Annotated in this window: 24 protein-coding genes; 13 read left to right on the forward strand and 11 right to left on the reverse strand. The window is 58.1% G+C overall.

From position 1 onward, the window contains the following. Positions 1-28 precede the first annotated feature (28 nt). Genes Q0837_RS06280 through dusB form a run of 4 tightly spaced genes read right to left on the reverse strand, consistent with a single transcriptional unit; the run spans position 29 to position 5,876 of the window. A complete protein-coding gene (locus Q0837_RS06280; RefSeq protein WP_298466518.1) occupies positions 29-2,254 on the reverse strand; it encodes an ATP-binding protein in 2,226 nt (741 codons plus the stop codon). A 60-nt stretch (positions 2,255-2,314) separates the two neighbouring features. Then, the gene (locus Q0837_RS06285; RefSeq protein WP_298466520.1) at positions 2,315-3,733 is read right to left on the reverse strand and encodes a sigma-54 dependent transcriptional regulator; all 1,419 of its coding nucleotides are present in this window, start codon (positions 3,731-3,733) and stop codon (positions 2,315-2,317) included. Then, positions 3,730-4,857 (reverse strand): ATP-binding protein, encoded by a 1,128-nt coding sequence (locus tag Q0837_RS06290; RefSeq protein ID WP_298466522.1) that lies wholly within the window; start codon positions 4,855-4,857, stop codon positions 3,730-3,732. The genes Q0837_RS06285 and Q0837_RS06290 overlap by 4 nt, the downstream gene beginning before the upstream one ends. 2 nt (positions 4,858-4,859) lie before the next feature. After that, the gene (gene dusB, locus Q0837_RS06295; protein ID WP_298466524.1) at positions 4,860-5,876 is read right to left on the reverse strand and encodes a tRNA dihydrouridine synthase DusB; all 1,017 of its coding nucleotides are present in this window, start codon (positions 5,874-5,876) and stop codon (positions 4,860-4,862) included. Positions 5,877-5,952: 76 nt separating this feature from the next. On the opposite strand from dusB, the gene Q0837_RS06300 reads away from it, so the two are divergent. From Q0837_RS06300 to Q0837_RS06310, 3 genes are read left to right on the forward strand one after another with little or no spacing between them, the layout of a single operon-like run. Continuing rightward, the gene (locus Q0837_RS06300) at positions 5,953-7,125 is read left to right on the forward strand and encodes a bifunctional 2-C-methyl-D-erythritol 4-phosphate cytidylyltransferase/2-C-methyl-D-erythritol 2,4-cyclodiphosphate synthase (protein WP_298466527.1); all 1,173 of its coding nucleotides are present in this window, start codon (positions 5,953-5,955) and stop codon (positions 7,123-7,125) included. Between the two features lie 17 nt (positions 7,126-7,142). Further along, entirely contained in the window at positions 7,143-7,694 is a 552-nt protein-coding gene (locus tag Q0837_RS06305) for a hypothetical protein (RefSeq protein ID WP_298466529.1), read from the forward strand. Continuing rightward, entirely contained in the window at positions 7,691-8,191 is a 501-nt protein-coding gene (locus tag Q0837_RS06310) for a CinA family protein (protein ID WP_298466531.1), read from the forward strand. Before Q0837_RS06305 ends, Q0837_RS06310 begins: the two co-directional genes overlap by 4 nt. Here the strand turns inward: Q0837_RS06310 and Q0837_RS06315 are convergent. Both Q0837_RS06315 and lipA read right to left on the reverse strand, forming a co-directional pair. Next, positions 8,152-8,613 (reverse strand): type II toxin-antitoxin system RatA family toxin, encoded by a 462-nt coding sequence (locus Q0837_RS06315; protein ID WP_298466533.1) that lies wholly within the window; start codon positions 8,611-8,613, stop codon positions 8,152-8,154. The genes Q0837_RS06310 and Q0837_RS06315 overlap by 40 nt on opposite strands. Next, the gene (gene lipA / locus Q0837_RS06320; RefSeq protein ID WP_298466535.1) at positions 8,613-9,560 is read right to left on the reverse strand and encodes a lipoyl synthase; all 948 of its coding nucleotides are present in this window, start codon (positions 9,558-9,560) and stop codon (positions 8,613-8,615) included. Before lipA ends, Q0837_RS06315 begins: the two co-directional genes overlap by 1 nt. A 131-nt stretch (positions 9,561-9,691) precedes the next feature. Here lipA and Q0837_RS06325 point away from each other — a divergent pair, with 131 nt between their 5' ends. From Q0837_RS06325 to Q0837_RS06340, 4 genes are read left to right on the forward strand one after another with little or no spacing between them, the layout of a single operon-like run. Then, complete coding sequence (locus Q0837_RS06325) at positions 9,692-10,681, forward strand: sodium-dependent bicarbonate transport family permease (protein ID WP_298466537.1); 990 nt, start codon at positions 9,692-9,694, stop codon at positions 10,679-10,681. Next, a complete protein-coding gene (locus Q0837_RS06330; protein WP_298466539.1) occupies positions 10,678-10,986 on the forward strand; it encodes a transcriptional regulator in 309 nt (102 codons plus the stop codon). The genes Q0837_RS06325 and Q0837_RS06330 overlap by 4 nt, the downstream gene beginning before the upstream one ends. Before the next feature lie 33 nt (positions 10,987-11,019). After that, complete coding sequence (locus Q0837_RS06335) at positions 11,020-11,661, forward strand: carbonic anhydrase (protein ID WP_298466541.1); 642 nt, start codon at positions 11,020-11,022, stop codon at positions 11,659-11,661. Between the two features lie 40 nt (positions 11,662-11,701). Further along, complete coding sequence (locus Q0837_RS06340; protein ID WP_298466543.1) at positions 11,702-12,436, forward strand: NYN domain-containing protein; 735 nt, start codon at positions 11,702-11,704, stop codon at positions 12,434-12,436. 63 nt (positions 12,437-12,499) lie between these two features. Here the strand turns inward: Q0837_RS06340 and Q0837_RS06345 are convergent, their stop codons facing one another. After that, positions 12,500-13,843: a hypothetical protein gene (locus Q0837_RS06345; protein ID WP_298466546.1), complete on the reverse strand. Its 1,344-nt coding sequence runs from the start codon at positions 13,841-13,843 to the stop codon at positions 12,500-12,502. 366 nt (positions 13,844-14,209) lie between these two features. Here Q0837_RS06345 and gyrA point away from each other — a divergent pair, with 366 nt between their 5' ends. Continuing rightward, entirely contained in the window at positions 14,210-16,966 is a 2,757-nt protein-coding gene (gene gyrA / locus Q0837_RS06350; protein ID WP_298466549.1) for a DNA gyrase subunit A, read from the forward strand. A 74-nt stretch (positions 16,967-17,040) separates the two neighbouring features. Then, a complete protein-coding gene (locus tag Q0837_RS06355; protein ID WP_298466551.1) occupies positions 17,041-17,874 on the forward strand; it encodes a TauD/TfdA family dioxygenase in 834 nt (277 codons plus the stop codon). Here the strand turns inward: Q0837_RS06355 and Q0837_RS06360 are convergent. After that, a complete protein-coding gene (locus Q0837_RS06360; protein WP_298466553.1) occupies positions 17,871-18,521 on the reverse strand; it encodes a lysoplasmalogenase family protein in 651 nt (216 codons plus the stop codon). The genes Q0837_RS06355 and Q0837_RS06360 overlap by 4 nt on opposite strands. 155 nt (positions 18,522-18,676) lie before the next feature. On the opposite strand from Q0837_RS06360, the gene trmFO reads away from it, so the two are divergent. Then, entirely contained in the window at positions 18,677-20,047 is a 1,371-nt protein-coding gene (gene trmFO / locus Q0837_RS06365) for a methylenetetrahydrofolate--tRNA-(uracil(54)-C(5))-methyltransferase (FADH(2)-oxidizing) TrmFO (protein WP_298469813.1), read from the forward strand. On the opposite strand, the gene Q0837_RS06370 is transcribed toward trmFO, so the two are convergent. Both Q0837_RS06370 and Q0837_RS06375 read right to left on the reverse strand, forming a co-directional pair. After that, positions 20,048-20,512, reverse strand: a complete 465-nt coding sequence (locus Q0837_RS06370) for a hypothetical protein (protein WP_298466556.1) — start codon at positions 20,510-20,512, stop codon at positions 20,048-20,050. 41 nt (positions 20,513-20,553) lie between these two features. After that, the gene (locus tag Q0837_RS06375; RefSeq protein ID WP_298466558.1) at positions 20,554-21,213 is read right to left on the reverse strand and encodes a hypothetical protein; all 660 of its coding nucleotides are present in this window, start codon (positions 21,211-21,213) and stop codon (positions 20,554-20,556) included. Positions 21,214-21,423: 210 nt separating this feature from the next. Here Q0837_RS06375 and Q0837_RS06380 point away from each other — a divergent pair, with 210 nt between their 5' ends. From Q0837_RS06380 to Q0837_RS06390, 3 genes are read left to right on the forward strand one after another with little or no spacing between them, the layout of a single operon-like run. Then, positions 21,424-23,412, forward strand: coding sequence for a pilus assembly protein TadG-related protein (locus Q0837_RS06380; protein ID WP_298466561.1), 1,989 nt, complete (start codon positions 21,424-21,426; stop codon positions 23,410-23,412). Continuing rightward, entirely contained in the window at positions 23,409-24,008 is a 600-nt protein-coding gene (locus Q0837_RS06385; RefSeq protein WP_298466564.1) for a TadE/TadG family type IV pilus assembly protein, read from the forward strand. Before Q0837_RS06380 ends, Q0837_RS06385 begins: the two co-directional genes overlap by 4 nt. Continuing rightward, positions 24,005-24,706, forward strand: a complete 702-nt coding sequence (locus tag Q0837_RS06390; RefSeq protein ID WP_298466566.1) for a TadE/TadG family type IV pilus assembly protein — start codon at positions 24,005-24,007, stop codon at positions 24,704-24,706. Before Q0837_RS06385 ends, Q0837_RS06390 begins: the two co-directional genes overlap by 4 nt. 36 nt (positions 24,707-24,742) lie before the next feature. On the opposite strand, the gene Q0837_RS06395 is transcribed toward Q0837_RS06390, so the two are convergent. Continuing rightward, positions 24,743-26,095 carry a pyruvate dehydrogenase complex E1 component subunit beta gene (locus tag Q0837_RS06395; protein ID WP_298466567.1) on the reverse strand — a complete coding sequence of 451 codons (1,353 nt, stop codon included), beginning with the start codon at positions 26,093-26,095 and terminating at the stop codon, positions 24,743-24,745. Positions 26,096-26,097: the final 2 nt, after the last annotated feature.

Genomic DNA, 26,097 nt, shown 5'->3' on the forward strand with positions numbered 1-26,097 from the left:
GCTCCTTCAGGGGACTTCAATGGGGGTGTCATGCTGATTCGCTTTCGGTGAGTTGGGGATCTCTAGCGAAGCGCAGAATTACTTTGGTGCCGCCGCTTTCACTGGCGGCAAAGCTCATGTCGCCACCGTGCTCGTCGACGATCTTGTTGACGATTGCGAGCCCCAGACCAGTGCCTTTGTCGCGGGTCGTCACATAGGGTTCGATCAAGCGTTCGCGATCCATTTGAAGGCCGATGCCGTTGTCTTCGATCGAGATGGTCATGAATTCGTCGTCAGGCTCCATTGTCACTCCGACGGCTCCAGCATACTCGCCTATCGCTTCCGAGGCGCGGGCCTCAACAGCTTCGACTGCGTTCTTGAGGACGTTGGTCATCGCCTGACCCAGCTGATGCCGGTCGCAATGAAGCATCCGGTTCTCAAGCGCGGTACTGGTCACATTGAACTCGATTCCGGAATGCGCAACTTCCTGCAGAAAGACTGACTGTCGGACCAGATCAACCGCATCTTCTGAGCGGAAGACAGGCTTGGGCAATCGCGCAAACGATGAGAACTCATCGACCATTTTTCGCAGATCGCCGACTTGCCGCACAATGGTGCTTGTCAGCTCATCGAACAGCTCGCCTTCTTCGGTTTCGATTTGTTTGCGGTAGCGACGCTTTAGCCGCTCTGTCGCAAGTTGAATCGGCGTGAGGGGGTTCTTGATTTCGTGCGCGATCCGGCGCGCGACATCCGACCAGGCTGCTTGGCGTTGATCGAGCAATTGGCGAGTGATGTCCTCAAACGTGATGACATGGCCGCTGCTTCCAGGCGCGACCTTCACCGCCAGCGTCAGCAATTCGGAGCCTTTCGCATGACTTACAATGGCGCTCTCCTGCTTCTCCGAGACCATTTGGCAAATCTCTGGAGACAGTTCATCGAGCGAATGGCCAACCAGATTGGTCGTGTCGCCATCGGCCAACAGGGCTAACGCAGACCCATTCATCAGGGTTACTCGGCTGTCTTCATCAACGGAGATGACCCCCGCGCTTACCGATTCCAGAATGGCCTCGGTGAATGCGCGTCGATCATCCAGTTGACGGTTGGCTGTGACCAGGTCGTCAGTCTGCTTCTCAAGCTGCGCGGTCATACGGTTGAAGGCACGATTGAGTAGACCGATTTCATCAGCTCCGGTCCGTCCTTCGACACGTAATGCGAAGTTCCCCTGCCCCACTTTCCGGGCAGCGCCGACGAGATCGGTCAACGGTTCAACCTGCCGATCCGCAAATCGAAGCGCGAACCAGATGGCGAGCCCGACGAGCAGAAGGCTGACCAGAACTAGCGCGATGTTGAATCGCAGCTGCAGTGTTCTGGCATCGTTTGTGAGCGAATCGTAAGCGCTCGCAATCGCCTGCGCGCGTGACCATGAATTGAACATGCTCGCTTCGGTGTTGCGCGCATTGTAAAGGTAGATGCCCGTCTCGGCGTCGACGGCAGCAACCGCAGAAATCCTCTCGGGGCTACCCTGAACGACAACTATTTCGCCCTCGTCGAGCTTCGGGATCGCGGTTGTGCTGAATTCGAGAGGACGATTGTCTTCCATCAGGTTCAGGACCGCCGCCGTCCGCAGGGATCCGTCATCGAGGCGTTGAATGATCAGGCTCTCGGAAATTTCGCGCGCCTGCGCTTGATAGAGGTAAAGGTCTGGAAAGTCGGGATCGACGATGGGCACCCGCAGAAGAATGTCACGCATGTCGGTCGCCATGGCGATCGTTTCGTCTTGCACATCGCGTTGATTGGAATCGTAATAACTCTGAGCGAGCTCGTTTGCGTTTTCCATCAAGCCGCGCGAGTCGTCCGAAAACCAGAAATCGACCCCGGTCTGGAACAGGAAGGCTGCAAATCCTGCGACCATGAGCGTCGGGATCGCTGCGACCAGAGAAAAGAAGAAAACCAGGCGAACGTGAAGTCGCGCGGTACTGCCCGAAGCACGTCGCAGAGCGAGCCTGCGCCCGATCAGCACCAGCAACGCCATGGCTGGCACCAACGTCGCCATTAGCAACAACGACACCTGCAAGGTCGGCAGCAATTCCTCGCCGGCAGGATCGCGCGAATAGGCAAAGTACGTCGCCGCGACGGCTGCGATGAGCGCAATTGCGGACAACAGCTCCAACCAGACGAAAATATTGGCGCGGCGCGATGCGACGATGAACTGACGCCACCATCGCGGGGAATGACGCGGCGATTGCCGTTGAGAATTGGCCACAGCCTCTGTCATCGTTGCTATATTACAACAATTGTGTTGCAGAGATGCAAGTCGAAACTGCGAGCGAGTGCGTCAGACCGGTCTTGCGAAGCGATCAGGTTCGATATCGAGTTCGCCGATGCGTTTGCGCAGCGTGTTCCGATTGATCCCCAGAAGCTGAGCCGCTCGCAATTGGTTGCCGCCTGTCTCGCCCAGAGCATGTTCGATCAGGGGTTTTTCGAAAGCGGCCAAGGCACTGTGATAGACCGAACCGGGTGCGGGTCTCTCGCTCGATAACCACTGGTCAAGAGAGGCACTGAACCCTCCCTGCTCTGCACCGTCTGCAATCATAGGCTGTTCTTCGCCGATGATGTCGACCAGACTTGAAGCATCGATGGTGTCTTCGCGCGCCATGAGCGCCAAACGATAGATCACGTTGCGGAGTTCGCGGACGTTGCCGCGCCAATTGCGCGCCTCTAGTCGCTCGATTGCACCCGCAGTCAGCATGCGGCGAGGCAACCCGTCCTCTGCGGCCTGTATCAGGAAGTGTTGGGACAGAACCTCGATATCTTCGCGACGTTCGCGAAGCGGCGGCAGTTCAATCGGAACGACGTTGAGCCGGTAGTACAGGTCCTCGCGGAAGAGATCGGCTGCTATCATCGGTTCTAAATCGCGATTGGTTGCAGCGACGATGCGGACATCCACCGCGATTTCCTGACGACCTCCGACCCTGCGGATGCGCCCGGACTGGAGTGCCCGCAAAAGCCGCGTTTGCGCTTCAGCAGGCATGTCGCCAATCTCATCAAGAAACAGCGTGCCGCCATTTGCCTGCTCAAACTTGCCGATGGCCTGCGCGATAGCCCCTGTGAACGCACCTTTTTCGTGTCCGAAAAGTTCGCTTTCTATCAGGTCGGCGGGGATCGCGGCCGTGTTGACAGCCACGAATGGCCCGGTCCTGCGGCTTCCGAGTTGGTGGATTGCTTCGGCGACGAGTTCCTTGCCAGTTCCGCTTTCCCCGGTGATCAACACGGTGAGGTCGTTGCGGAGCACGCGGGTGATCATCCGGTAAACGCCCTGCATCGCCGGACTACGCCCCACCAACGGCATGCCGTCGCCTTCCGCTTCGGCAGGTGCTTCGACGGCCTCCACCTTACCGCCGCACGACTGACGCACGGCTTGCACCAGCTCGTCGAGATCAAACGGTTTGGGAAAGTATTCGAAAGCGTCACTGTCGCTGGCGCGTACTGCGGTATCGAGCGTATTCTGGGCAGAGAGCACGATCACCGGCATTTCGGGCGCGGTTGTGCGTACCGCGTCCAAAGTCGACAGGCCGTCGCCGTCTTCGAGAATGACATCGGTCAGCATCACATCAAAGCGGCGGGCCAACAGCCGGGTGTCGCGCTCGGCCACGCTGCTGCAGTGCTCGATCATGAAGCCTTCGTCTTCAAGCGCGGCCGTAATCACAGTTGCGATGGCGCTGTCGTCTTCGACCAGCAGGACGGTGCTGCTCATCGGCTTTTGTCCTTCGTAGCTAGCGGCAGATGGACGCGAAAATGCGTCAGGTCTTTGCGGCTATCGCGTTCGTGGCTGACGCTGCCATTCATGTCGCGGACCAGCTTTCTGACCAGAGCCAATCCTAGCCCCTGCCCTGATTTCTTCGATGAAACGAAAGGCTCAAACACATGATCGCGCATTGATGGATCGACGCCTTCGCCATTGTCGCTGACAGTGATCTCGATTGGCAACCTGACCATTCGTCCCAGACGTATCGCGCTGAATGCGAGGCCACTCACAAACCGGGTTTGCACGGTAATCCGAGGCTTCGGACCTGAGCCTGCCGCGTCACGGGCATTGGAAATGAGGTTGATCAACACTTGTTCCAGCGCATCCCTGTTGGCCAGCACCGGCGGCAGAGAGGGATCGAACTCTTCGACGATTTCGACTCCTTCTGCCCCGGCAGCGCGCACGGTCGCAATCGCTGAGCGGATAGCTTCGTGCGGATTGCACGGAGCAACTGGATCGGACAGCTTGCTACCAAGCTGCTGCATGCGGTCGATCAAGCGAGCGATCCGGTCGACCTCGTCAGTGATCATCCGCGCGAGCTTTTTGTCTTTCAGAGGCAGCTTGCGCGCCACCAATTGACCTGCGCCGCGAATGGCCGAAAGCGGGTTCTTGATCTCGTGTGCGAGGATCGACGGGGCACCTAGAGCGGCTGAAGCCTCGTCTTCATCGACGTTCTCTTCGTGACCGATTTCCGAGAACGTCACGACGCGCCAACCGGGATAGCCCGACAGAGGTGAAACGGTCAGGTTGATGCGTTTCTCAACGCCCTGCGCCGTTATGACCTGCTCTCTCGCGACGAACGCCGCATCGGTTTCGGCCAAGCGCTGCTCAACGCGGCTGCCGAGCGCACCCGTCACTTCGATCAGTGATTTTCCGATGAAGCGCTTTGCGCTGGTTCCGAAAAGGTTTTCGGAGGCATGGTTGGCTTCGACCACCCGGAGATCGCCGTCGATGAGCACCATCGCGAAAATGAGACCACTTATCTGAGCCGCGGCATCAGGTCGATTGATCTCGTTTAGATCGTCTTCCACGAGTTCAATGCCGTGCTCCTGTGCCGCCCCACCCTGTTCCATTCTTACGCCGCCCGGCGGTGCAGGAACGGCTCATAGAATCGCTCGATTTCACCAAGAACTTCATCGGGATCGTCAATGAAGTTCGCCTTGTTTCGGAACTCGGCGGAACCATGCATTCCTTTGGTATACCAACCTAGATGCTTGCGCGCGATCTTGGTGCCGACATCGCGGCCGTAGTGATCGAGCATGCGGTGGTAGTGCTCAACCAGCACGGCGTATTGCTCGTCGAAGCTCGGCGTCGGGATATTCTCGCCAGTCCGCCACCAATGCATAATTTGGCCGAGCAACCACGGCTTGCCGTATGCGCCGCGCCCGATCATCAAACCGTCTGCGCCGGACTGTTCAAGCGCCTTGCTCGCATCGTCAATCGAACAGATATCGCCATTGACGATGACGGGGATCGAAACAGCTTCCTTCACCTTGCGGATGAAGGACCAGTCCGCACTCCCCTTGTACATTTGATTGCGCGTTCGACCGTGGACTGTGATCATCTTCACACCAAGATCTTCGGCAATTCGTGCCATTTCCGGGGCGTTGAGACTGGCATGATCCCATCCCATCCGCATCTTCACAGTCACGGGAACGTCAACGGCTTTGACGGTCGCTTCCATCAGCTTGGTCGCAAGCGGCACTTCCCGCATCAGCGCGCTGCCAGCGAGCTGGCCAACGACCTTTCGTACCGGGCAACCGAAATTGATGTCGATGATGGCGGCCCCATTGCCTTCCTGCAGTTTGGCCGCTTCGCCCATGCTGCCCGGGTCGCAGCCAACGAGTTGCATGGAGACCGGTTCTTCGGTTTTGTCCCATTCGGCCTTCTGGACTGACTGACGTGTTTCGCGGATTGCCGCCTCGCTAGCGATCATCTCGGTTACGTTAAGACCCGAGCCGTAGCGCCGCACCAGAGTGCGGAATGGCATATCGGTAACGCCCGTCATCGGCGCGAGCAGCACGGGTTCGTCGATCGTCACTGGACCGATTTGGATCGGCTTCAGGGCCGGAGGGGTTGGGAGTGTCGTCATGTCTGGGGATGCCTAAATATTGGGCAGCGCATAGTGGATTGCGCAAAATCCGTCCAGACCCTAAGCGCGAGCGCCTATGGCCCATTCGCCTCCCCTCCCCGACTTCGCCGCAATCATCGTTGCTGCCGGAAAAGGTCTGCGGGTTGGAGGCCACACGCCCAAACAGTTCCGAAGCTACAAGGGCAAACCTGTGTTGAGGCACTCGGTTGAGACATTGCTAAGCATTGGAGCTTCTCCTGTAGTTGTTGTCATCGGCGAAGATGGCCAATCGGCTGCCGAGGATGCCCTTGGGCGGTTGCCAGAAATTCAGTTCGTGACCGGCGGGGCAACTAGGCAGGATTCAGTCCGGAGTGGCTTGGAAGCGCTCGAAGAGTCAGCGCCGCGACGTGTCCTGATCCACGATGCCGCACGCCCTGATCTCCCGCGCGAGGTGATCGAGCGACTGCTCGCGGCGCTTACCGATCATCCCGGTGCGATCCCAACCCTCCCGGTTGTCGACAGTCTCGCAGTCTCGGGCGAAAGCGGTACGATGACGGGCGCGGCCGACCGTGAAAGCTTGCGAAGGGTTCAGACCCCGCAAGTCTTTAGATACGGCGATATCCTGACTGCCCACCGCGCGTGGCAAGGCGAGACCGATGCGGGCGACGATGCGCAGGTGCTGGCGGCCAGCAATCATTCAGTTGCGCTGGTCGATGGCGATGAGCGACTGAAGAAGATCACCTTCGCGGAGGATTTCTTGGAAACAGCAACATTGCCAGCATTTCGCATCGGACAGGGTTACGATGTCCACCGTCTCGTGGAAGGCGAAGAGTTATGGCTGTGCGGAGTGAAGCTGGAACATGACAAGGGATTGGCCGGGCACTCGGACGCAGATGTAGCGCTGCACGCCATCACCGACGCGGTGCTTGGTGCAATCGGCAATGGGGATATTGGCACGCATTTTCCGCCCAGCGATCCGCAATGGTCGGGCGCGCGTTCCGGTCAGTTTCTGGAACACGCAGCCAAGCTTGCTGGCGAAGCGGGATATGCGATCAGCAATGTCGACCTAACCATTATTTGCGAGGCACCGAAAATCGGCCCTCACCGTCCGGCGATGCGTGCAGAGGTCGCTCGGTTGACTGGCCTAGACCAGGCGGCCGTTAGCATCAAAGCAACCACGACGGAGAAACTCGGCTTTACCGGACGCGGCGAAGGTATAGCTGCGCAAGCTATCGTCGGGTTATCCAGCTCGAACTCAGTCAACAGCTAGACCAACAGGATCAACGCATGAAGGCTTTCAAAACACTCACCTCTGCCGCGCTCCTATTCGGAATTGCAGCGGCAACACCGGCAGCCGCCCAAGAACCGGAACTAGACCCTCAGGCGGTTTCTGCAGCAACGCGTTACGGTCTTCCGATTGCTTATGACGGCTTCCGCAGCGCCTGCAGAGATTTGCTTCCCGCCGACGGCTTCTTTGCGCGCAACGAAGAGCGCCTGGCAATTAAATTTGCAGAAGGGGCGGAGGGCTCGTGGCCAGAGGCAAAGGCGGCGCTAATGCAAATCGCTTCGAAGGAGGCAGACGGCGCAGATGCGATCCTCAGCGGTATGCCCGATGAAGCACTTAAGCCGTTTGTGGACAGCCTTTTCCAGAACATGCTGGCCCAAGAGATAAAGCCTGAAAACTGCGGCGACATCGAACGTGGTCTGGAACTTCTCGATCCGATGCCGGTCGAGAATATCGCCGAATTGCTTGGCTTTATCATTGAGCTCGACAATCGCGCCGAACGCAAGAAGCGTGCTGCAGCACTCGAACAGCAGAGCGGGAACCAATCGGAATGACCGATACGCTCCTCCCTGGAGATGTCTTTGAACTCGCAGCGCGCGTTATCAATGAGAACGCCGCATCCGGCCGCAAGGTTGCAGTGGCAGAAAGCTGCACCGGCGGCCTAGTCGCTGCAGCACTCACCGAGATTGCCGGTTCCTCCAGCGTGCTCGATCGCGGTTTTGTGACCTATTCCAACGAGTCCAAAATGGAAGCGCTCGACGTCCCGCAGGACATAATCGAAACCTTTGGCGCAGTTTCGATTGCGTGCGTTTGGGCGATGGCTCAAGGTGCGTTGAACAAGTCTGACGCCGATGTTGCTGTCGCGATCAGCGGCATCGCAGGTCCGGGCGGCGGAACTCAGCTAAAGCCTGTGGGGACCGTCGTTTTCGCTCGCTGCATCCGGAACGCTGAAGGTGAGCCCGAGGGTGAGCTCAAGCAATTCGGCGAAGGAACCCGCGCCGAGATCCGGCATCAGGCGACGATTTGCGCGCTTGAGCTGTTGCTGCCGTAAAGCTCCGCAGCGCGGCGCTCGAACGCTTCGACCATGCGGCGGAATGCTCGGTCGAAATACTGGCCGGCGATCCGTTCAAACATGCGGTTCTTGAACGTGAAGTCGACGACGAAATCAATTTCGCATGTGTTCTGGTCGATCTCTCGAAATGTCCAAATGTTGTCGAGATCGGTCAGCGGTCCGTCAACATAGTGCACGTCGATTTCGCGTGGGCGGTCCTTTTTTACGCGCGATGTGAAGCTTTCACGCAGGCTCTTGAACCCCACCACCATGTCGGCAACCATTTCGGTCTCGCTGTCAGAGCGCACGCGTGTTGCAATAACCCAGGGCAGAAACTCGCCATAGCGCGCCACGTCGGCGACCAGATCGAACATCTGCTCGGCGCTGTAAGGCAGCCTGCGGGTCTCGCGAATTCCGGGCACTACTTTGCGGCCTTGGCCAACTTTTCCTCCCGCGCGGCCTTCATGACAGCGAAGTCATCGCCAGCATGATAGCTGGAGCGCGTCAGCGGGCTTGAGGCGACTTGGAGGAAACCCTTGGCCCGAGCAATTGAGCCGAATGCGTCGAATCCCTTGGGCGTCACGAATTCCTCAACCTTCGCGTGCTTCGGCGTTGGCTGAAGATATTGCCCCATCGTGATGAAATCGACCTCGGCGCTGCGCATGTCATCCATCACCTGGTGAACTTCGAGCCGCTGTTCTCCGAGACCCAGCATGATGCCAGATTTAGTGAAGATCAGCGGATTGTGCGCCTTTACCTCTTCAAGCAGCCTTAGCGACGCGTAATAGCGCGCACCGGGCCGGATCGTCGGATACAGGCGCGGTACCGTTTCGAGATTGTGATTGTAGACGTCTGGGCCTGCCTCGCAGATCGCTTCGACAGCAGCGCGCATCTTGCCCCGGAAATCCGGCGTCAAAATTTCGATCGTTGTGTTGGGCGTGTTGCGGCGCAAAGCCTCGATTACTTTCACGAACTGCCCTGCCCCACCGTCGGGCAAATCGTCGCGGTCGACGCTTGTGATGACGATGTGCTCAAGGCCCATCTTCGCCGCTGCAATCGCGGTGTTCTCGGGCTCCATCGGATCGACGGCGCGCGGCATTCCGGTCTTCACATTGCAGAACGCACAGGCGCGCGTGCAAACATCGCCCAGGATCATGACCGTGGCGTGCTTCTTGGTCCAGCATTCGCCGATGTTCGGACACGCCGCCTCTTCGCACACCGTGTTGAGGTTGAGTTCACGCATCAACCGCCGCGTTTCATGATAGCCTTCGCTCACCGGAGCGCGGACACGAATCCAATCGGGCTTGCGCTGGCGCGGTGGCCGTTCATTCTCGGGCGCAGGCTGCGGCGTATTGGCGAGATCGTTCATGCGAGATCATCTAGGCTTCCGTAGCGCCCGCCGCAAGCCGAGCGCCCTATCGAATACGTCTGTGGAGGAACAAAAAGACCGCACAGTCTTTTGCTTTTCATGCAACAGCCGGATGGCTAACGGGGCACTTCATGTTCGATACCGCAATTCAGACGTTCACCTCCCCGGTGGTGCTGTTCTTTGTGCTTGGGCTGCTCGCCGCGTTTGCGCGGTCAGATCTCGCGATCCCGGAAGCCATTGCGAAAGCGATGTCGCTGTATCTGATGGCGGCAATCGGGATCAAAGGCGGCGTCGCCGTTGCGAAGTCCGGGATAGACGGAACTGTGATGTCCGCACTCGGGACGGGAATTGCAGCCGGGTTCCTCCTCCCTTTCTTCGCCTATGTTGTGCTCAAGACCTTCGGCAAGCTGGACCGGATCAATTCCGGTGCGGTGGCGGCGCATTATGGTTCGATCAGCGTGGTGACCTTCGTAACCGCCGTTGAAATCCTCACAGGTCAAGCACGCGAGCCCGGCGGCTATATGGTTGCTGTGATGGCTGCGATGGAAGCGCCTGCTATCCTCAGCGGTCTGCTGCTCGCGCGCGGACTGGGGAGCAAGGACGATGGTGCGCAGAGCACCGGGGAAATGTTCCACGAAGTCTTCACCAATTCTTCGATCGTCTTGTTGCTAGGCGCGTTTGCGATTGGAATGCTCGCCGGTGAAGCAGGTTTTTCCGAAGTTAGCCCGTTTTTCGAGGCGGGGTTCAAGGGCGTGTTGTGCCTCTTTCTCCTGGATATGGGACTGATTGCCGCCCGCAGGATGATGGATGCGCGAACGATGACCTGGCGACTGACGGCGATTGGGATATTCCTACCGGTCGTGAATGGAGCCGTCGGAACGGTTCTGGGGGTGGGTATCGGGCTCGATGCAGGCTCTGCCGCTACGCTGGGTGTATTATGTGCCAGCGCGAGTTACATCGCGGTGCCGGCAGCAATGCGGCTCGCCTTGCCAGAGGCGGATCCGGGTATCTATCTGACGATGTCACTCAGCATAACTTTCCCCTTTAACGTGCTTATAAATATCGGCATTATCAGCGCCTTCGCTGCCTATCTGACTGGTGGCACTGGAGTGGGACCATGATCGAAACAGTTGTCCGCAAGAGGATTGAGGTACTCGCCGACAAAGCTCTGCAAAGACGCGTGACCGATGCGATCGATGCAGCCGGTATCACCGGTTGGACAATCGTGCCCGTAACGGAGGGAAAAGGTCGAGACGGTAAATGGCGCGAAGAACGCGTAATGGGCACCGACAAGGTGTTCGTATTGACGATAGCTGCGGAAGACAGGGCTCAAGCGCTTGCCGAAGCGATTGCTCCCATGCTTACAAAATACGGGTTCATCTTCTCGATGTGGGACGTCGAGGTGATCCGAGGAGAGCGCTTCTGATCGTGGCGCCCTTCTGAATTGAGGGAGTGAAACGTGCCGGAATTCGCAGAATTGCTGCAAGGCTATCGCCGCTTTCGCAAGGAGACCTATCCGCGGCAGCGCGAGCGGTTTGAGGAAACTGCGGTCGAGGGACAGCATCCGAAACTGATGATCATCGGCTGTTCGGACAGTCGCGTTGATCCAGCGCAAATATTCGATGTAGATCCGGGCGATATTTTCGTAGTTCGAAATGTAGCCGCACTCGTACCGCCTTTTGAAACATCCCCGGGCCTTCACGGCGTTTCCGCAGCCGTCGAGTTTGCGGTGCAAATGCTCGAAGTCCGGCAAATTGTGGTGATGGGCCATGGTCGGTGCGGAGGCTGCAAAGCGGCGCTCACTCAGGATTACGATTCCAAGCAACCGGGCGAAGGTGGCTTTGTGGCAAATTGGATCAACCTGCTGAGCGAGGCGCGCAAGCCGGTGGCAGAGAAGCACGGCACTACTGGACGCAAGGCCGAGTTGGCGATGGAGTTCGCGGCCATTCGGCAAAGCCTCGCCAACCTACGGACTTTCCCTTGGCTTACCGACAAAGAGCGAGCGGGCTCTCTAAAGCTGCGCGGCGCGCATTTCTCGATCATGGAGGGCGTGCTCTACTCGCTCGACGAGGATACCGGCGAGTTTCTGCCGGAGGATTAATCGCTTGCCCTGCTCCGGCCTCGCGACCATCTAACGCCCCATGTCAGATACCGAACTCAAGAACATCGCCCTATTGATCGACGCCGACAACACCACGCCGGAAGGGATCGATCCCGTCCTGACCGTGATGGCCGAGTTGGGCCAGGTAAACATCCGCCGCGCCTACGGAAACTTCGCCAAGGACAACCTAAAGAAATGGGGCGATCTGACGAACAAGTTTGGCATCAGGCCGCAGCAGCAATTCGACGTGTCGAAGGGCAAGAACGCGACAGATATGGCGATGACGATTGATGCCATCGATTTGCTTTACCAAGGCAAAGTGGACGGATTTGGCGTCATGACGTCAGACAGTGATTTCACTCCGCTGGTCACGCGTCTGCGGCAGGACGGAATTGTGGTCTACGGTTTCGGAGAGGCGAAGACGCCGCAAGCGTTCAAATCAGTCTGCACGCGCTTCATCGACATCAAGCAACTGATCGCCAATTACGCAGCCGACAAAGCGGGCGATCGCAAGTCCGAAAAGCAGAATACGAGCAGCGCTGGTGCAGTTGACGAAGACTTGGTCGAACTGATCACCGCCGCGTATTCCGAGGCGAAGCGTGACGAGCAAGGATACGCGAAACTGCAGCAGGTCGGGCAAATCGCGGGCAATCGTTCCAGTTTCGATGTCCGGAACTATGGTTTCAAAAGCCTGTCAGATCTTTTCGGCACACTCGACAACTTCTCCGTCGATCGTCGCTCTGACAACCAAGTTTACGTCAAACGCCTTCGATGACGACCTAAGAAAAGGGCGCCGGAAATGATCCGACGCCCTCTTTCGTTCAAGATACCCGGAAACTTAGTTGCCGGTGGTGCTGGCCGAAGCAGTGCTTGCACTCGAAGCGCTGCCCTGCTGCATTTCCGAGAACGTGGTCCACAAGCGCGCGATTGGCCCGCGTTGACCACCAATTTGGGCAAACGTTGCCTTGGCAGCATTGTGATCCCCGAGCGCGACCTGAGCGATTCCGAGCCGCGTCATGACGCGTTCTTTCTCGACACCGGCAAGACCCAAGGCTTTCTCAAAGAACTGAGCAGCCTTGGCATAATCGCCGTAACTCAAAAACGCGTCACCTGCAGCCACGACGGTGCGCAGTCCGGCACCAGCAGCGCTGGCATCACGGTCTAGCGCAGGCAACTCTGCGCGGTCGCTTTGAATGCGGCCATTGGCAGTTTGCAGCGCTTCGGAGAGGTACAGATTGTCCTGACTGACTACACCAGCAGCCAATCCCTCTTCAATCACGTCCTTCACTTCTTTCGGAAGTCGGCGTGGGTCGGCCGATTCAACGTAGTAGTCGTAGTCAGATTGATCCTGCAGCGCACCGACTTTGCGTCCGAGACGGAACAGATCCAATAGTTCCTGACCTTCAAATTCGTTGAGGTTGCGCGTGAGGTTGATCGCGTCGCGCCAGTTCGCATCCGAAGGGTAATCCGCAATCCAACCCAAGGTCATGTCGTAAACTTCGGGAACAACCTTGTTGTTGTAGGCAACCGTCAAACCGCGGCGATACCACGCTTCATCAACGCGCTGCCCAGCATTCTTCTGTGACTCGATTGCCGCTTTGAGAACGCCAAGCCCTTCCTTGAACCGGTTTTCAGAGAAATAGCTTTCTGCGAGCGCAACCTGCATCGCTGGACCGTTGACCGATTCAGACGTGAAGTTGCGATTGATCGCTTCCTGCAAATAGCCACGCGCTTTGGCGAAGTCGCCCTGACCATTGGCGAGTTGGTACGCGATGAAATTGAAACGCCCGACATTTTCGAGCGGAACTTTGCCGCCAGCGAGCATGAGCTCCATGCCCTGCAGTTGCAGCGCCTGATCGTTCAGCTTGGCGCCTGCATTAAAGATCAGGCCACCAGCCGCATTCTTCTCGTCAGGAGAAATCGACAATGGGATCAAAGCCACCAATTGCGGCTTAATCGGAGCCAGGTCAGCGGCTTCGTCATTCACCGTCGTGTTCAGCGGCTGATACGCGGCAACGAACTCCTCAGAGTATTGCGCCTTGGCTTCTTGTTCTTTCTTCTTTTTCTTCTGCGCATGGGCTGGTTCAGCCACAAAAGCGCCGGTGGTGACAACTGCACCGGTCGCAAGTGCGATAGCCAGTGCCATGCCGGATGCGCGCTTGCGCAAGGTTAAACCTCTCATCGAATACCTCCTGAAATCGGGTTGAGCGTCGCGGGGTGTTGCTTCGCTTGATATCTCTGTGCCTGCGCAAATGAACGCACTGCGACAGATTTGCAATTCCATCTAGCCGAACTGGGCTGAATGGCCTTTGAATGGAACTCAGATGGGTCGTTAATTCTCAATTTTGGACGGTTCCTGTCAGCTTCCCGAGGTTGTTCGGGTGAGATGTGGAAAAAACGTCCGAAAGCACCGCTTTGTTCCGCCTTCGAGTGGCGAAAAGCTCACCGAGCGCCTATTTCAAGTGCATATTCAAAAGCGCAAAAGCGCAACCAGAATTGGCACTGAATTTTGAGCGACGACAGCGAAAATCCGATACCCCTGACACCGATGGGCGACTTTGAACGGGTCGACATCGTCGATGAGATGAAAACGAGCTATCTCGATTACGCCATGAGCGTGATCGTGGCTCGCGCCCTGCCCGATGTTCGTGATGGTCTGAAGCCCGTTCACCGCCGCATTCTTTACGCCAGTCAGGAAGGCGGCTTCGTTGCCGGGCGCCCCTATCGCAAAAGCGCCAAGATCGTTGGCGACGTGATGGGTAACTATCACCCGCACGGCGATTCCGCGATTTACGATGCACTGGCTCGTATGACGCAAGACTGGTCGATGCGCGTCCCATTGATCGATGGTCAGGGCAATTTCGGCTCGATGGATCCCGATCCGCCCGCCTCGATGCGGTATACCGAAGCGCGCCTTGCCCGTGTTGCGAACACGCTGCTCGACGATCTCGACAAAGACACCGTCAATTTCGTCGATAACTACGATGGCAGCACGCAGGAGCCTTCGGTTCTCCCTGCCCGTTTCCCCAACCTGCTTGTCAATGGTGCAGGCGGGATCGCCGTAGGCATGGCGACAAATGTCCCGCCGCACAATCTTGGCGAGGTGATCGACGGCTGTCTGGCATTTATTGAAAACCCGGCGATCACCACCGAGGAACTGATCGAATACATTCCCGGCCCTGACTTTCCGACTGCGCCGCTGATCCTTGGTTCGAGCGGTGCGAAGGCCGCCTACACCACCGGGCGTGGGTCGGTCCTCATGCGGTGCCGCCATGAAATAGAGACGCGGCGCGGTGACCGCGAGAGCATCATCTTTACATCAATTCCCTATCAGGTCGGTAAGTCAGGCCTGGTCGAAAAGATTGCTGAAGCCGCCAAGGACAAGCGGATCGAAGGCATTGCCGACATTCGCGACGAGAGTTCGCGTGAGGGTGTGCGGGTTGTGATCGACCTCAAGCGCGATGCTTCGTCAGACGTCGTGCTGAACCAATTGTGGCGCTACACGCCTGCGCAATCCTCGTTCCCGGCCAACATGCTGGCGATCCGCAACGGTCGACCCGAAACTCTGATGCTGCGGGACATCATCCAGAGCTTCATCAGCTTCCGTGAGGAAGTGATCACGCGCCGGACCAAGTTCGAGCTCAACAAAGCGCGCGAACGCGCGCACCTTTTGCTCGGCCTCGTGGTTGCTGTCTCGAACCTGGACGAAGTGGTCGCGATCATTCGCGGCGCTGCCAACCCAGCCGAGGCGCGCGCCAAGCTGCTCGTAAAAGAATGGCCGATTGGCGACATTGCGCAATATATCCGCCTCGTCGAAGCGCTTGAGCCCAATGCCGAGCAGGATGGCGGCACGTATCGTCTGTCCGAACGGCAGGTGAAGGCGATACTCGATCTGCGTCTGCACCGTCTGACCGCGCTAGGCCGCGATGAAATCGGCGATGAGCTCAAAGTGCTGGCGACGCAGATTGAAGAGCTGCTTTCCATTCTTGGCGATCGCGCGAAGCTCTATGGTGTCATGCGCGAAGAGCTTGAAGAAGTTCGCGCAACCTATGCGACCCCGCGCGTTTCCGAGATTGCCCCTGCTTGGGATGGGCTTGAGGACGAAGACCTGATCGAACGCGACGACATGGTCGTGACGGTCACAGTCGACGGCTACATCAAACGCACCCCACTTTCGACCTTCCGAGCCCAGAATCGTGGCGGCAAAGGGCGCGCTGGCATGTCCACGAAGGATGAGGACGCCATTGCTGAATTGTTCGTCACCTCGACGCACAATCCGGTCCTATTCTTCTCGACAGCGGGTAAAGTTTACCGGCTAAAGGTCTGGAAACTGCCAGAAGGCGGACCTGCAACACGCGGGCGTCCGATCGTCAATATGCTGCCTGCACTCGACGACGGTGAGACGATTCGGACGGTCCTTCCTCTCCCCGAGGATGAGGATGAATGGGGCGCGCTGTCAGTCGTGTTTGCGACGGCGAAGGGCAATGTCCGGCGCAATAGCATGGACGCTTTCACCAACATCCCGTCCAACGGCAAGTTTGCCATGAAATTCGATGCAGATAGCGAAGACAAGCTCATCGGTGTCGCGGTTCTCAGCTCCACTGACGATGTGCTGCTGGCCTCACGCCAGGGCAAGGCAATCCGCTTTGCCGCCGAAGCTGTGCGTGAATTCACGTCGCGCACCTCAACCGGTGTGCGCGGCATGAAACTGGCGGATGGCGACGAGGTCGTTTCGCTTTCGGTGCTGGGCGCAACCGGAACGACGCCAGAAGAGCGCGAGCAATATCTCAAATTTGCACCCTGGAAGGCGGACCGCGAAGGCGATCCAGACCTCTCGGCAGAGCGTTTCGATGCGCTTAAGGAGAATGAAGAATTCATCCTGACAGTCTGCTCAAACGGATACGGCAAGGTGTCCTCTGCCTTCGAATACCGACGCATTGGTCGCGGTGGTCAGGGCTTGATCAACATTGACAATATCGCCCGCAACGGTCCGGTTGTCGCGAGCTTCCCAGTCCAATCAGGGGAGCAGCTCATGTTGGTCACCGATCAGGCAAAGCTGATCCGGATTGGCTTGGAAAGTCTTCGTGTCCTGGGCCGCAACACTGCTGGCGTGAAGCTGTTCGACGTTTCCAAGGGTGAGACAGTGGTCAGCGCGGTCAAGATCGACGAAACCGAAGAGCCGGAAAACGAAATCGAGGAAGCGGTCGTAGAAGAAATGGTCGACCGCAAAGGCGGCGATGATGAAACAAGCCCGGACACTCCACCGCATTCGGACAAAGACATCGACGACACACCGGATACCTAGGCTTACAGCGTAGGTAGGACTTGCTTGCCCCACCCCTAGCGCTATCCCAGCAGGATAGTCTTGGGAGGGGCGACATGATCATCGAACCATCGGGAGCATCCTGCGGCGCTACGGTACGCGGGTTAGATCTGTGCCGAGATATTTCCCCGTCGCTCGCGGAGGAAATACGGAAGGCTTGGCTCAAACATCGAGTATTGGCCTTTGCAGATCAGAGCATGGACGATGATGCCCTTGAGCGCTTTACGCTCGCGATGGGTGGTTTCGGTGAAGATCCGTTCTTCGATCCGATCCCTGAGCGCGAGCACATTGCCGCAATCTTGCGCGAACCTGACGAAACGGCACCGCTTTTCGCCGAGAATTGGCATAGCGACTGGAGTTTTCTAGCGCGGCCGCCGTCAGGTACATGCCTCTTGGCGATTGAAATTCCGCCAGTCGGAGGCGACACACTTTTCGCCGATCAGATTGCTGCATTTGCTGCTTTGCCAGAGGAGCGCAAGTCGCACCTTCGAACTCTGACCGCCATCCATAGCGCGCAGCTCGCCTATGCGCCGGACGGCACTTATGGCGAAAAGGATTCTGGACGTTCAATGGCCATCCGTCCTGATGAGAGCGCCAGGGAAACCTACTCTCATCCTCTGATCCAGCGACACCCGGAAACCGGCGAAGAGGCGATTTATTCAACTCTTGGCTACATCATTGGCATCGAAGGAATGGAGCAGGTCGAGGCAATCCAGTTGTTGACCCAGTTGGCGCAGTGGCAGGCGCGGGATGAATTCGTTTACCGGCACAGATGGGAGCCGGATATGCTCGTCATGTGGGACAATCGCAGTGTCCTCCACAAGGCGACGGGCGGCTACGAAGGGCATCGCCGCGAGTTGCACCGCACGACCATCGCCGCGGCTGCCTAACGCGCCGCTGTCTCTCCCCGCAATGTCTGCACAATCCCGGTCGCGATCATGAGTTGGCCTGCGTAGTAGAGCGGCCAGACGAGGAGATCGGGCAATGGAGCGATGGCGAGCGGCCCCATGCGGCTGAAGATCAGCCAATCACTGATCACGAACAGCACCGCGCCCAGCCCAACCCTGTAGCGCGGGAAGCGGCTCATCCATGCCGCGGCTGCCATGGCTCCAAGGCCAACTGAATAAAGCGCGATGTCGACACGGTTCGTCAGAAGGTATGCAACCGCAGGCGTGCCGATCAGCAGTGCTAATGCCAAGAGTTTCTGACTTGGCGTGGTGTTTTCGCGCCGATTGCGAAAATAGAGCCCTATCGCCACGAGGTGCGATGCCAAGAACAGCCCTCCTCCCGCGGTGAAGTCCAGCTCAATCGCCATGTCTGCTGCAGCGGACAGAGCCAGCACGATCACCAAAATAGCGCCGTCTAAACCTGTAGTTCGACGTAGCGCGTAGACTGCCAGCAGGCCGACGGCCGTTCCCTTCAGCAGGATCAACCAAAGCTCACCAATGGGGTTGTTCCACAGGAAGTAATAGGCGGTGGCCGCCACAACACTGGCGAGCAACCACGGGCGGTGCTCAATCAACGCTCGTTTTGCCACAATCCCTCCCCTGACCGGACCATTTGCTTCGCCTCACGCAATCGACTGTTGGCGACTACGAGTATACGCCCGCGCGTTAAACCCCTGTCACCACAGTTTTGAGCCGATTGCATTCAGTTGAAGCGAGGAACCACAGCGCCTAGATGCTGCTTCCTATGACGCATGATGTACACATAATCGGCGGCGGGCTCGCCGGGAGCGAAGCCGCCTGGCAGCTGGCTCAGCGCGGCATAAAGGTGCGTCTTTCGGAGATGCGCGGTTCGGGCGAGATGACCCCGGCACACCAGACCGATGGCTTGGCCGAGCTGGTCTGCTCGAACAGCTTCCGTTCTGACGATGACACCAAGAACGCCGTCGGCCTGCTCCACCATGAAATGCGCGCACTGGACAGCATTGTCATGCGCGCCGGCGAAGTAGCGCGGGTCCCCGCTGGTAGCGCCATGGCTGTGGATCGCGACGTGTTCTCAGCCGAGGTTGAGAAGGCGCTGTCGCAGCACCCAAACATCACTGTAGCTCGCGAGCGTGTCGATAAGCTCCCCGAAGCAGGCCTCACCATTGTCGCCACTGGGCCGCTGACGGCGCAATCGCTGGCCGAAAGCATCGTCGGTGCCACGGGCGAAGAGCGGCTCGCATTCTTCGATGCCATTGCGCCCATCGTTCACCGAGACAGCATCGATATGTCGAAATGCTGGATCCAGTCGCGCTGGAACAAGCGCACCGAAGCCTCGAATGAGGACGGCGATTACATCAACTGCCCGATGACAAAGGAGCAGTATCTCGCCTTTCATCAGGGTTTGATCGATGGTGAGAAAGGCGAATTCAAGGACTGGGAGAAGGACACGCCCTACTTCGATGGCTGCATGCCAATCGAGGTGATGGCCGAGCGCGGCGTTGAAACGCTTCGCTACGGACCGATGAAAGGCGTCGGTCTCGACAACCCCTACGACACGAATGAGGAACACCCCCAGGGTCGTTGGCCCTATGCCGTGGTGCAGCTGCGTCAGGACAACAAACTGGGGACTCTGTGGAACATGGTCGGTTTCCAGACCAAGCTCAAATACGGCGCCCAGATCGCGCTCTTCCGAACTATTCCCGGCCTCGAGAATGCGGAGTTCGCCCGGCTTGGCGGGCTGCACCGCAATACATTTCTGAATTCTCCGCAGGTGCTCGACCGGCAGCTCCGCTTGAAGGCCGCACCGCATATCCGCTTTGCGGGACAGGTCACCGGATGCGAGGGCTATGTGGAAAGCGCCGCGATCGGCCTCGTCGCCGGGATGATGGCAGCAACCGAGCTGGCTGGACGCGACTGGGCTCCCCTACCCGCCTCCACAGCCATGGGCGCGTTGCTCAGTCACATCACCGGTGATGCCGATGCTGCGACGTTCCAACCGATGAACGTCAATTTTGGGCTGTTTCCGCCACTGCATGACATCAAAAAGAAGCAGCGCAAGGAAGCCTATACCAACCGGGCCAAGGCAGACCTGCAAGCCTGGCTTACTGCATCAGGTCAACTGGTTGCGGCCTGACTAGCAACGACAAGCAGGTTTTTTCGGCCTCCGCTTTGGAGCCGTGGTCGCGAACTCTGCAGGAGTTAGTTTCCCATTGCCGTTGGCGTCGGCGCTTTCGAAGCGATTGGCCGTGGTGACTGCCCATTCCTCGAATGTCAGCAGGTTGTTGCCATCGACATCGAGTTTGCGAAATGCATCCGAACGCGTCGAGAGCATTTCATTGCGGGTGATGATGCGGTCCCGGTCGCGGTCGTAGCGGAAGAAGCGCTTTTCCTCGCGGGTGAGCTCCGATGCTTCAGGCGGCGCCGGACCGGTCAAATCTCCCGGATCGACCTCTGGTAGTTCCGCAGGCGCTTCGGCTATTTCTTCCGGTTCAGGCGGCGGCGGAGCGTTGTTTTCCACCTGCGCCCGGCCTTGCCACCAGAATACGCCTACCCCCGCCAAGAAAAGCCCGACAAATACACCTAGAATTGTCTGACGCATTGCGTGCCCCTGCTTTGAATTCGTTAGGGGAATACACCTATTTAGCGCCCAAGGATAGCGGCTCTCATCGCGGTTAGGGCGGCTCGGCGCCCTTGCATCAATGGAGTTCCGCCGCGTTTAAGAGAACGAAGTGCCAGGGCCTGAAGGACAGACAGCCCGCGAAGCTCACCGGGCAAGCGGACAGTATCGGCGGACACTCTCAATGCCGCCTCTGTAAGGCGCGCCCGTTCGGCAGGATCGCTGACTCCCGATGCTGCATCGGCAAGCGACCAGCGTGATGCTGCAGCTGATACGCTTTCGACAATGTCCGTATACGAGCCATCAATGAGGCTAAGGAAAGGTGCGCCGCGACCGACTGCGAAGCTCTGAATCTCCTCCTCGCCCAATTGTTCGGCGACAACGAGGGCTTCCCATCCATCCACCAGTTTAGCGAGTGCGGGCTCCCTTCCCCTCCAATGCTCACCGATTGCTTCAAGCACAGCGTCGCCGCTCGGGCGCTTTTCTGGGTCCGAACCCAACATATCCCGCCACCAGGCCAGTCGCATCTGGCCCAGCATCGGCTCGGTCGTCGCGGCGACAATTCGTGCAAGGCGTTGATCTAAAGCAAAATACGTTCGCAGCCGGTCCCTCAGTGGCACGGGCGTGTAAGCTAGCGCCAGTTCAAGCTCAGCTGGCAGGGTTTCGGAAGTTTCTAGGTCCACGCTCGGCGCGTAGCCGGTTTTCGTCAGGATTTGTCAACCCGGATGTCCGATTGCGGGACATACGGTCCGATTCAGGCACCGACATCTGGCGTTTACTTTGGGTTAACCATGCGCCTTCGCATTCCGCTTACCAGACTGCGGTATGTGCAATCCATGCAATTGTTTTTTCGCAAATTTTTGCGCCCGAAGCCTAATAAGGACTCGAAGAGCATGGGTACGATGACCTTCTTCCGCAGACTTGCTGCGGACCCGACGGCCAATACGATCGTGATTTCTGCGGTGGCATTGGTCCCGCTGATCGGCATGGTTGGCGGCGCTGTTGACGCCAGTCGATACTACATGACAACAACGCGCCTGCAGGCCGCTTGCGACGCTGGCGCGCTAGCCGCACGCCGCGCAATGGACGATGGCGACTTCAGTGATGAAGACAAAGCTGTCGGCAACGCGTTCTTCGACCAGAACTATTACGATGGTCAGTTCGGTCTTGAGGGCAAGGCGCGCACCTACACGGCGGATAACGAAGGCGTTGTCACCGGAACGGCAACCGGAAAACTGCCGACAAGCCTGATGCATATCTTTGGGTACGATGAGTTCGACGTGCAGGTGACATGCTCGGCCGATATCAACATCGCCAACACCGACATCATGTTTGTAATGGACGTAACCGGTTCAATGAACTGTCCTGCAGACTCAGCGGTCAGTTGTACGAATGGCAACAACAACAATAGCGAGTACACGAACGGCGGATCGAACGGATCGCGGATTCAAGCATTGCGGGATGCTGTGCTCGATTTTTACGATGTGATCGAAGGATCGACTTCGCCGCAGGCACAGGTTCGCTATGGTTTCCTTCCCTACTCGCACGGCGTAAATGTCGGCGGGGACATCACCTCGTGGATGGCGGACACTGCGAGCTATGAATCGCGTACTTGGGTCGAAACGACTACCGAGGTCCCAGGCAACGGGGTGGAAATCGGAGACTGGATCCTCGATCGTCAATCCTACGAATACATGCCGCGCGACCCAAACAACCTTGGTGGCGGCATTTGGATTTCTCACTATCAGTGGCGCAACTACTGGTACAATGACAGTTACGCAGATTCCTCCGCGCGAGACAAATGTCTCCGGATGGAGGATGAGGAATACCTCGTCGGAAACGAGCTATGGCGCATTACACGGGCGCAATACTGGCTGAAGGTCTGGAATGGCTACGGCGCCTCCACACCTTGGCGTGCGGCCTGCGTAGGCAATATCGATAAGTTCCGCCAAGCTGACGAGGACGACGTTGAAGAAGGTGAAACCATCACCGTGGCCTCCTGGTCGTATCGTGAACGCGACTTTGACGTTTCGAACTTCTATTCTGGCGGCAACGTCATCACCGACACCGGTGCTGGCGGATCGAACGTCTCGCATACCTGGAGCGGTTGTATCGAAGAAGCCGATACAGTCGCCGAAGCGAACTTTGACCCCGTGCCCAACGGAGCCTTCGATCTCGACATCAATCTGGTTCCGTCGACAGATGATGAGCGCTGGAAACCAGCTCTGCCTGGCGCGGTCTACTATCGTCATGAAAACAACGACGCCGATGATGGCGTCTGGGACACTGGCTCGTGGCTCAGTGGCACGGTAGAAAGCACAGAAGATATGGACAACGTCGCCGCTGTCGGTGCCGATGTTTGTCCGGTGGCTGCTCGCAAGCTTGACGCAGGTATGACGAGAGGTGAGGTACAGTCCTACGTCAGCTCGCTGCGGGCTCAAGGTGCGACGTATCATGACTTCGGCATGATCTGGGGCGCCCGCTACATCTCGCCGAACGGCATTTTCGCCGGGCAAAATGCGACTGCTCCGAATGGCGATAGCATTGCCCGCCACATCGTCTTCATGACGGATGGCACGCAAGCGACCGAGCGCTGGATTTATGGCCTGTACGGAATCGAATTCTGGGATCGCCGGATTACGACTGATGGCAGTGAAGACCAGATGGCTGCTCGCCACGCCGCACGGTTCCAGGCTGCCTGTCGGGCCGCGCAGAACATGAATATTTCGGTTTGGGTGGTCGCATTCGGTACCGAATTGACCGACAATCTTACCGACTGTGCCACTGCTGGCCGGGCCTTTGAAGCGGACAATGCCGAGGAATTGGCGACGACCTTCAAGGATATCGCCGAACAGATCGCCGACCTGAGGTTGACGTCATGATCGGGCTGCGTTGGACCCAGCGCCTACGCCGTGATGAGAGCGGTGCGACCCTGACCGAATTCGGTCTGGTCGCGCCGATCCTCATACTCATGCTGATGGGTATTTTCGACATGGCGCACTCGCAATACACCGCTGCGCAAATCAATGGTGCGATGCAGAAGGCTGGGCGGGATCTCACTCTCGAATCCGCCGGCAGTCAGCAGGGAACCATCGACCAACGTGTGATCGATCAGGTCAAGACGGTGGTGCCAAACAACGCCACAGTCACCTTGGAAAAGCTGTCTCACTTCGACTTCAGCGATGTTGGTGAGGCGGAGGACTTTACGGACAACAACGGCGACTTGATCTGCAATGACGGCGAGCCTTTCGAGGATTCGAATGGCAATGGTCAGTGGGATGCTAACCGCGGCTCGTCCGGTGTCGGGGGCGCGCGCGATGCCGTTCTTTATAAAGCGACAGTGGAATGGCCTCGCCTATTTCCGGTGGCCGGCCTGATAGGCATGAGCGACAACATGACGCTCACGTCATCAACCGTGCTGCGAAACCAGCCTTACGACCAACAAAACCGCGTAATCGAAGTCGGGAATTGCCCATGATCACCGCATTTCAGAAGAAGTTCGCTCCGCTTGCGCGCAAGGCCCGGCGCCTGCGCGCTCTGCCGCGCGCAAAATCGGGTGTTGCGATGGTGGAATTCGCTTTCACCGCGCCGATCGTGCTGTCGCTTGGCATGCTCGGTTCGGAAACGGCCTACTATGCGACCACCCACATGCAGGTGAGCCAGATCGCCATGCAGGTGGCCGATAACGCTTCGCGCGTCGGCGAGCAGGATGTGCTCGTGGCCCGCCGTGTGTTCGAAGACGACATCAACGAGGTGCTTGTCGGTGCGGAGAAACTTGGTGAGCGGATCGACATCTTCGAGAACGGACGGGTAATCCTGTCCAGTCTCCAGCAGAATGCCGAAGGTGGACAGTGGATCCAGTGGCAGCGTTGCCGTGGTGCGAAGAACTATCCCTCTAGCTACGGCACCGAAGGCACTGGGGAATTCGGCACGAGCTTTCTGGGTATGGGCGAAGATGGTCGGCGCATTACGGCTAGCCCCGGCACAGCCGTGATGTTTGTCGAAATCGCCTATGACTATGAGGCTCTGACGCCGTTCGATTATCTCGATGGCGAAACGCTGACCTACACGGCCGCGTTCAATGTTCGCGATAGCCGCGATCTCACACAGCTCTATCCCTCGCAATCGGGGCAAAACACCGCAAGCTGCGCAAATTTCTCGGCAGATCGTCCATGATTTGAGGGCCGCATTGCGCGGCCCTCGATATCATTTTCAGACGTAGCAGACCTTTTTAGCCGCTTCGACGATGCGATCGACGTCGATCAATGCGAGCTGTTCAAGGTTTGCGGCGTAAGGCAGCGGAACATCCTCATTGCAGACCCGCAGAACGGGCGCATCGAGATCATCGAAGCCCTCTTCCATGCACAGCGCCTGTACCTCGCTAGCGATCGAGCATGTAGGCCAGCCCTCTTCGGCAATAACCAGACGATTGGTTTTGGCGAGGCTGGTCAGGATCGCTTCGCGGTCGAGTGGGCGAAGCGTACGCAAGTCGATGACTTCCGCGTCGATGCCCTCCCCGCTCAAGGTCTCAGCCGCTTCAAGCGCCATACCAACACCGATCGAATAGCTCACGATGGTCACATCAGAACCTTCTCGCATGATCCGCGCCTTACCGATCGGCAGAACGTGATCGTCGAGGTCGGGCACATCGAAGCTGCGGCCATAGACCAGTTCGTTTTCCAGGAAGACGACGGGGTCCTCACAACGAATTGCAGCTTTCATCAAGCCTTTGGCATCAGCGCTGTCATACGGCGCGATCACGATCAGGCCGGGGACGCTGGCGTACCAAGGTCCGTAATTCTGGCTGTGCTGCGCTCCGACGCGCGATGCCGCGCCATTGGGGCCGCGGAAGACAATCGGGCAGCGCATCTGGCCACCGCTCATGTAATTGGTCTTCGCCGCCGAATTGATGATGTGATCAATCGCCTGCATCGCAAAGTTGAAGGTCATGAATTCAACGATAGGGCGCAAACCGCCCATCGCTGCACCGGTGCCAACGCCGGCAAAGCCGTATTCCGTGATCGGTGTGTCGATCACTCGCTTCGGGCCGAATTCGTCGAGTAGCCCTTGGGTGACCTTATACGCCCCTTGATACTCGGCGACTTCCTCGCCCATCACGAACACGCGAGGATCGGCACGCATTTCCTCCGCCATCGCATCACGGAGCGCTTCGCGGACCGAAACCGGCGTGAAACTGGTGCCTTCCGGAATTTCGGGGTCTTGAACTGGTGCCGATAATGCCGGCTTCTCAGGTGCCGGGGCGGGTGCTGGCGTTGGCGCTGGCTCAGGTGTTGCAGTAGCAGCGGGAGCCGGGCTTTCGTCGCCCTCCCCCTCAAGCATTGCGATCACCGTCCCGACGGCAACATTCTCAGTGCCTTCGTCGATCAAAATCTTGCCAACGGTGCCTTCGTCGATGGCTTCGAACTCCATCGTCGCCTTGTCAGTTTCAATCTCGGCCAGGATATCACCTGGTGCGATTTCGTCGCCTTCCTTGACCAGCCATTTGGCGAGCGTGCCTTCTTCCATTGTGGGAGACAGCGCCGGCATTTTTAGTTCGATACCCATGG

Source organism: uncultured Erythrobacter sp. (assembly GCF_947499705.1).
In the GTDB taxonomy this organism is placed as follows: Bacteria; Pseudomonadota; Alphaproteobacteria; order Sphingomonadales; family Sphingomonadaceae; genus Erythrobacter.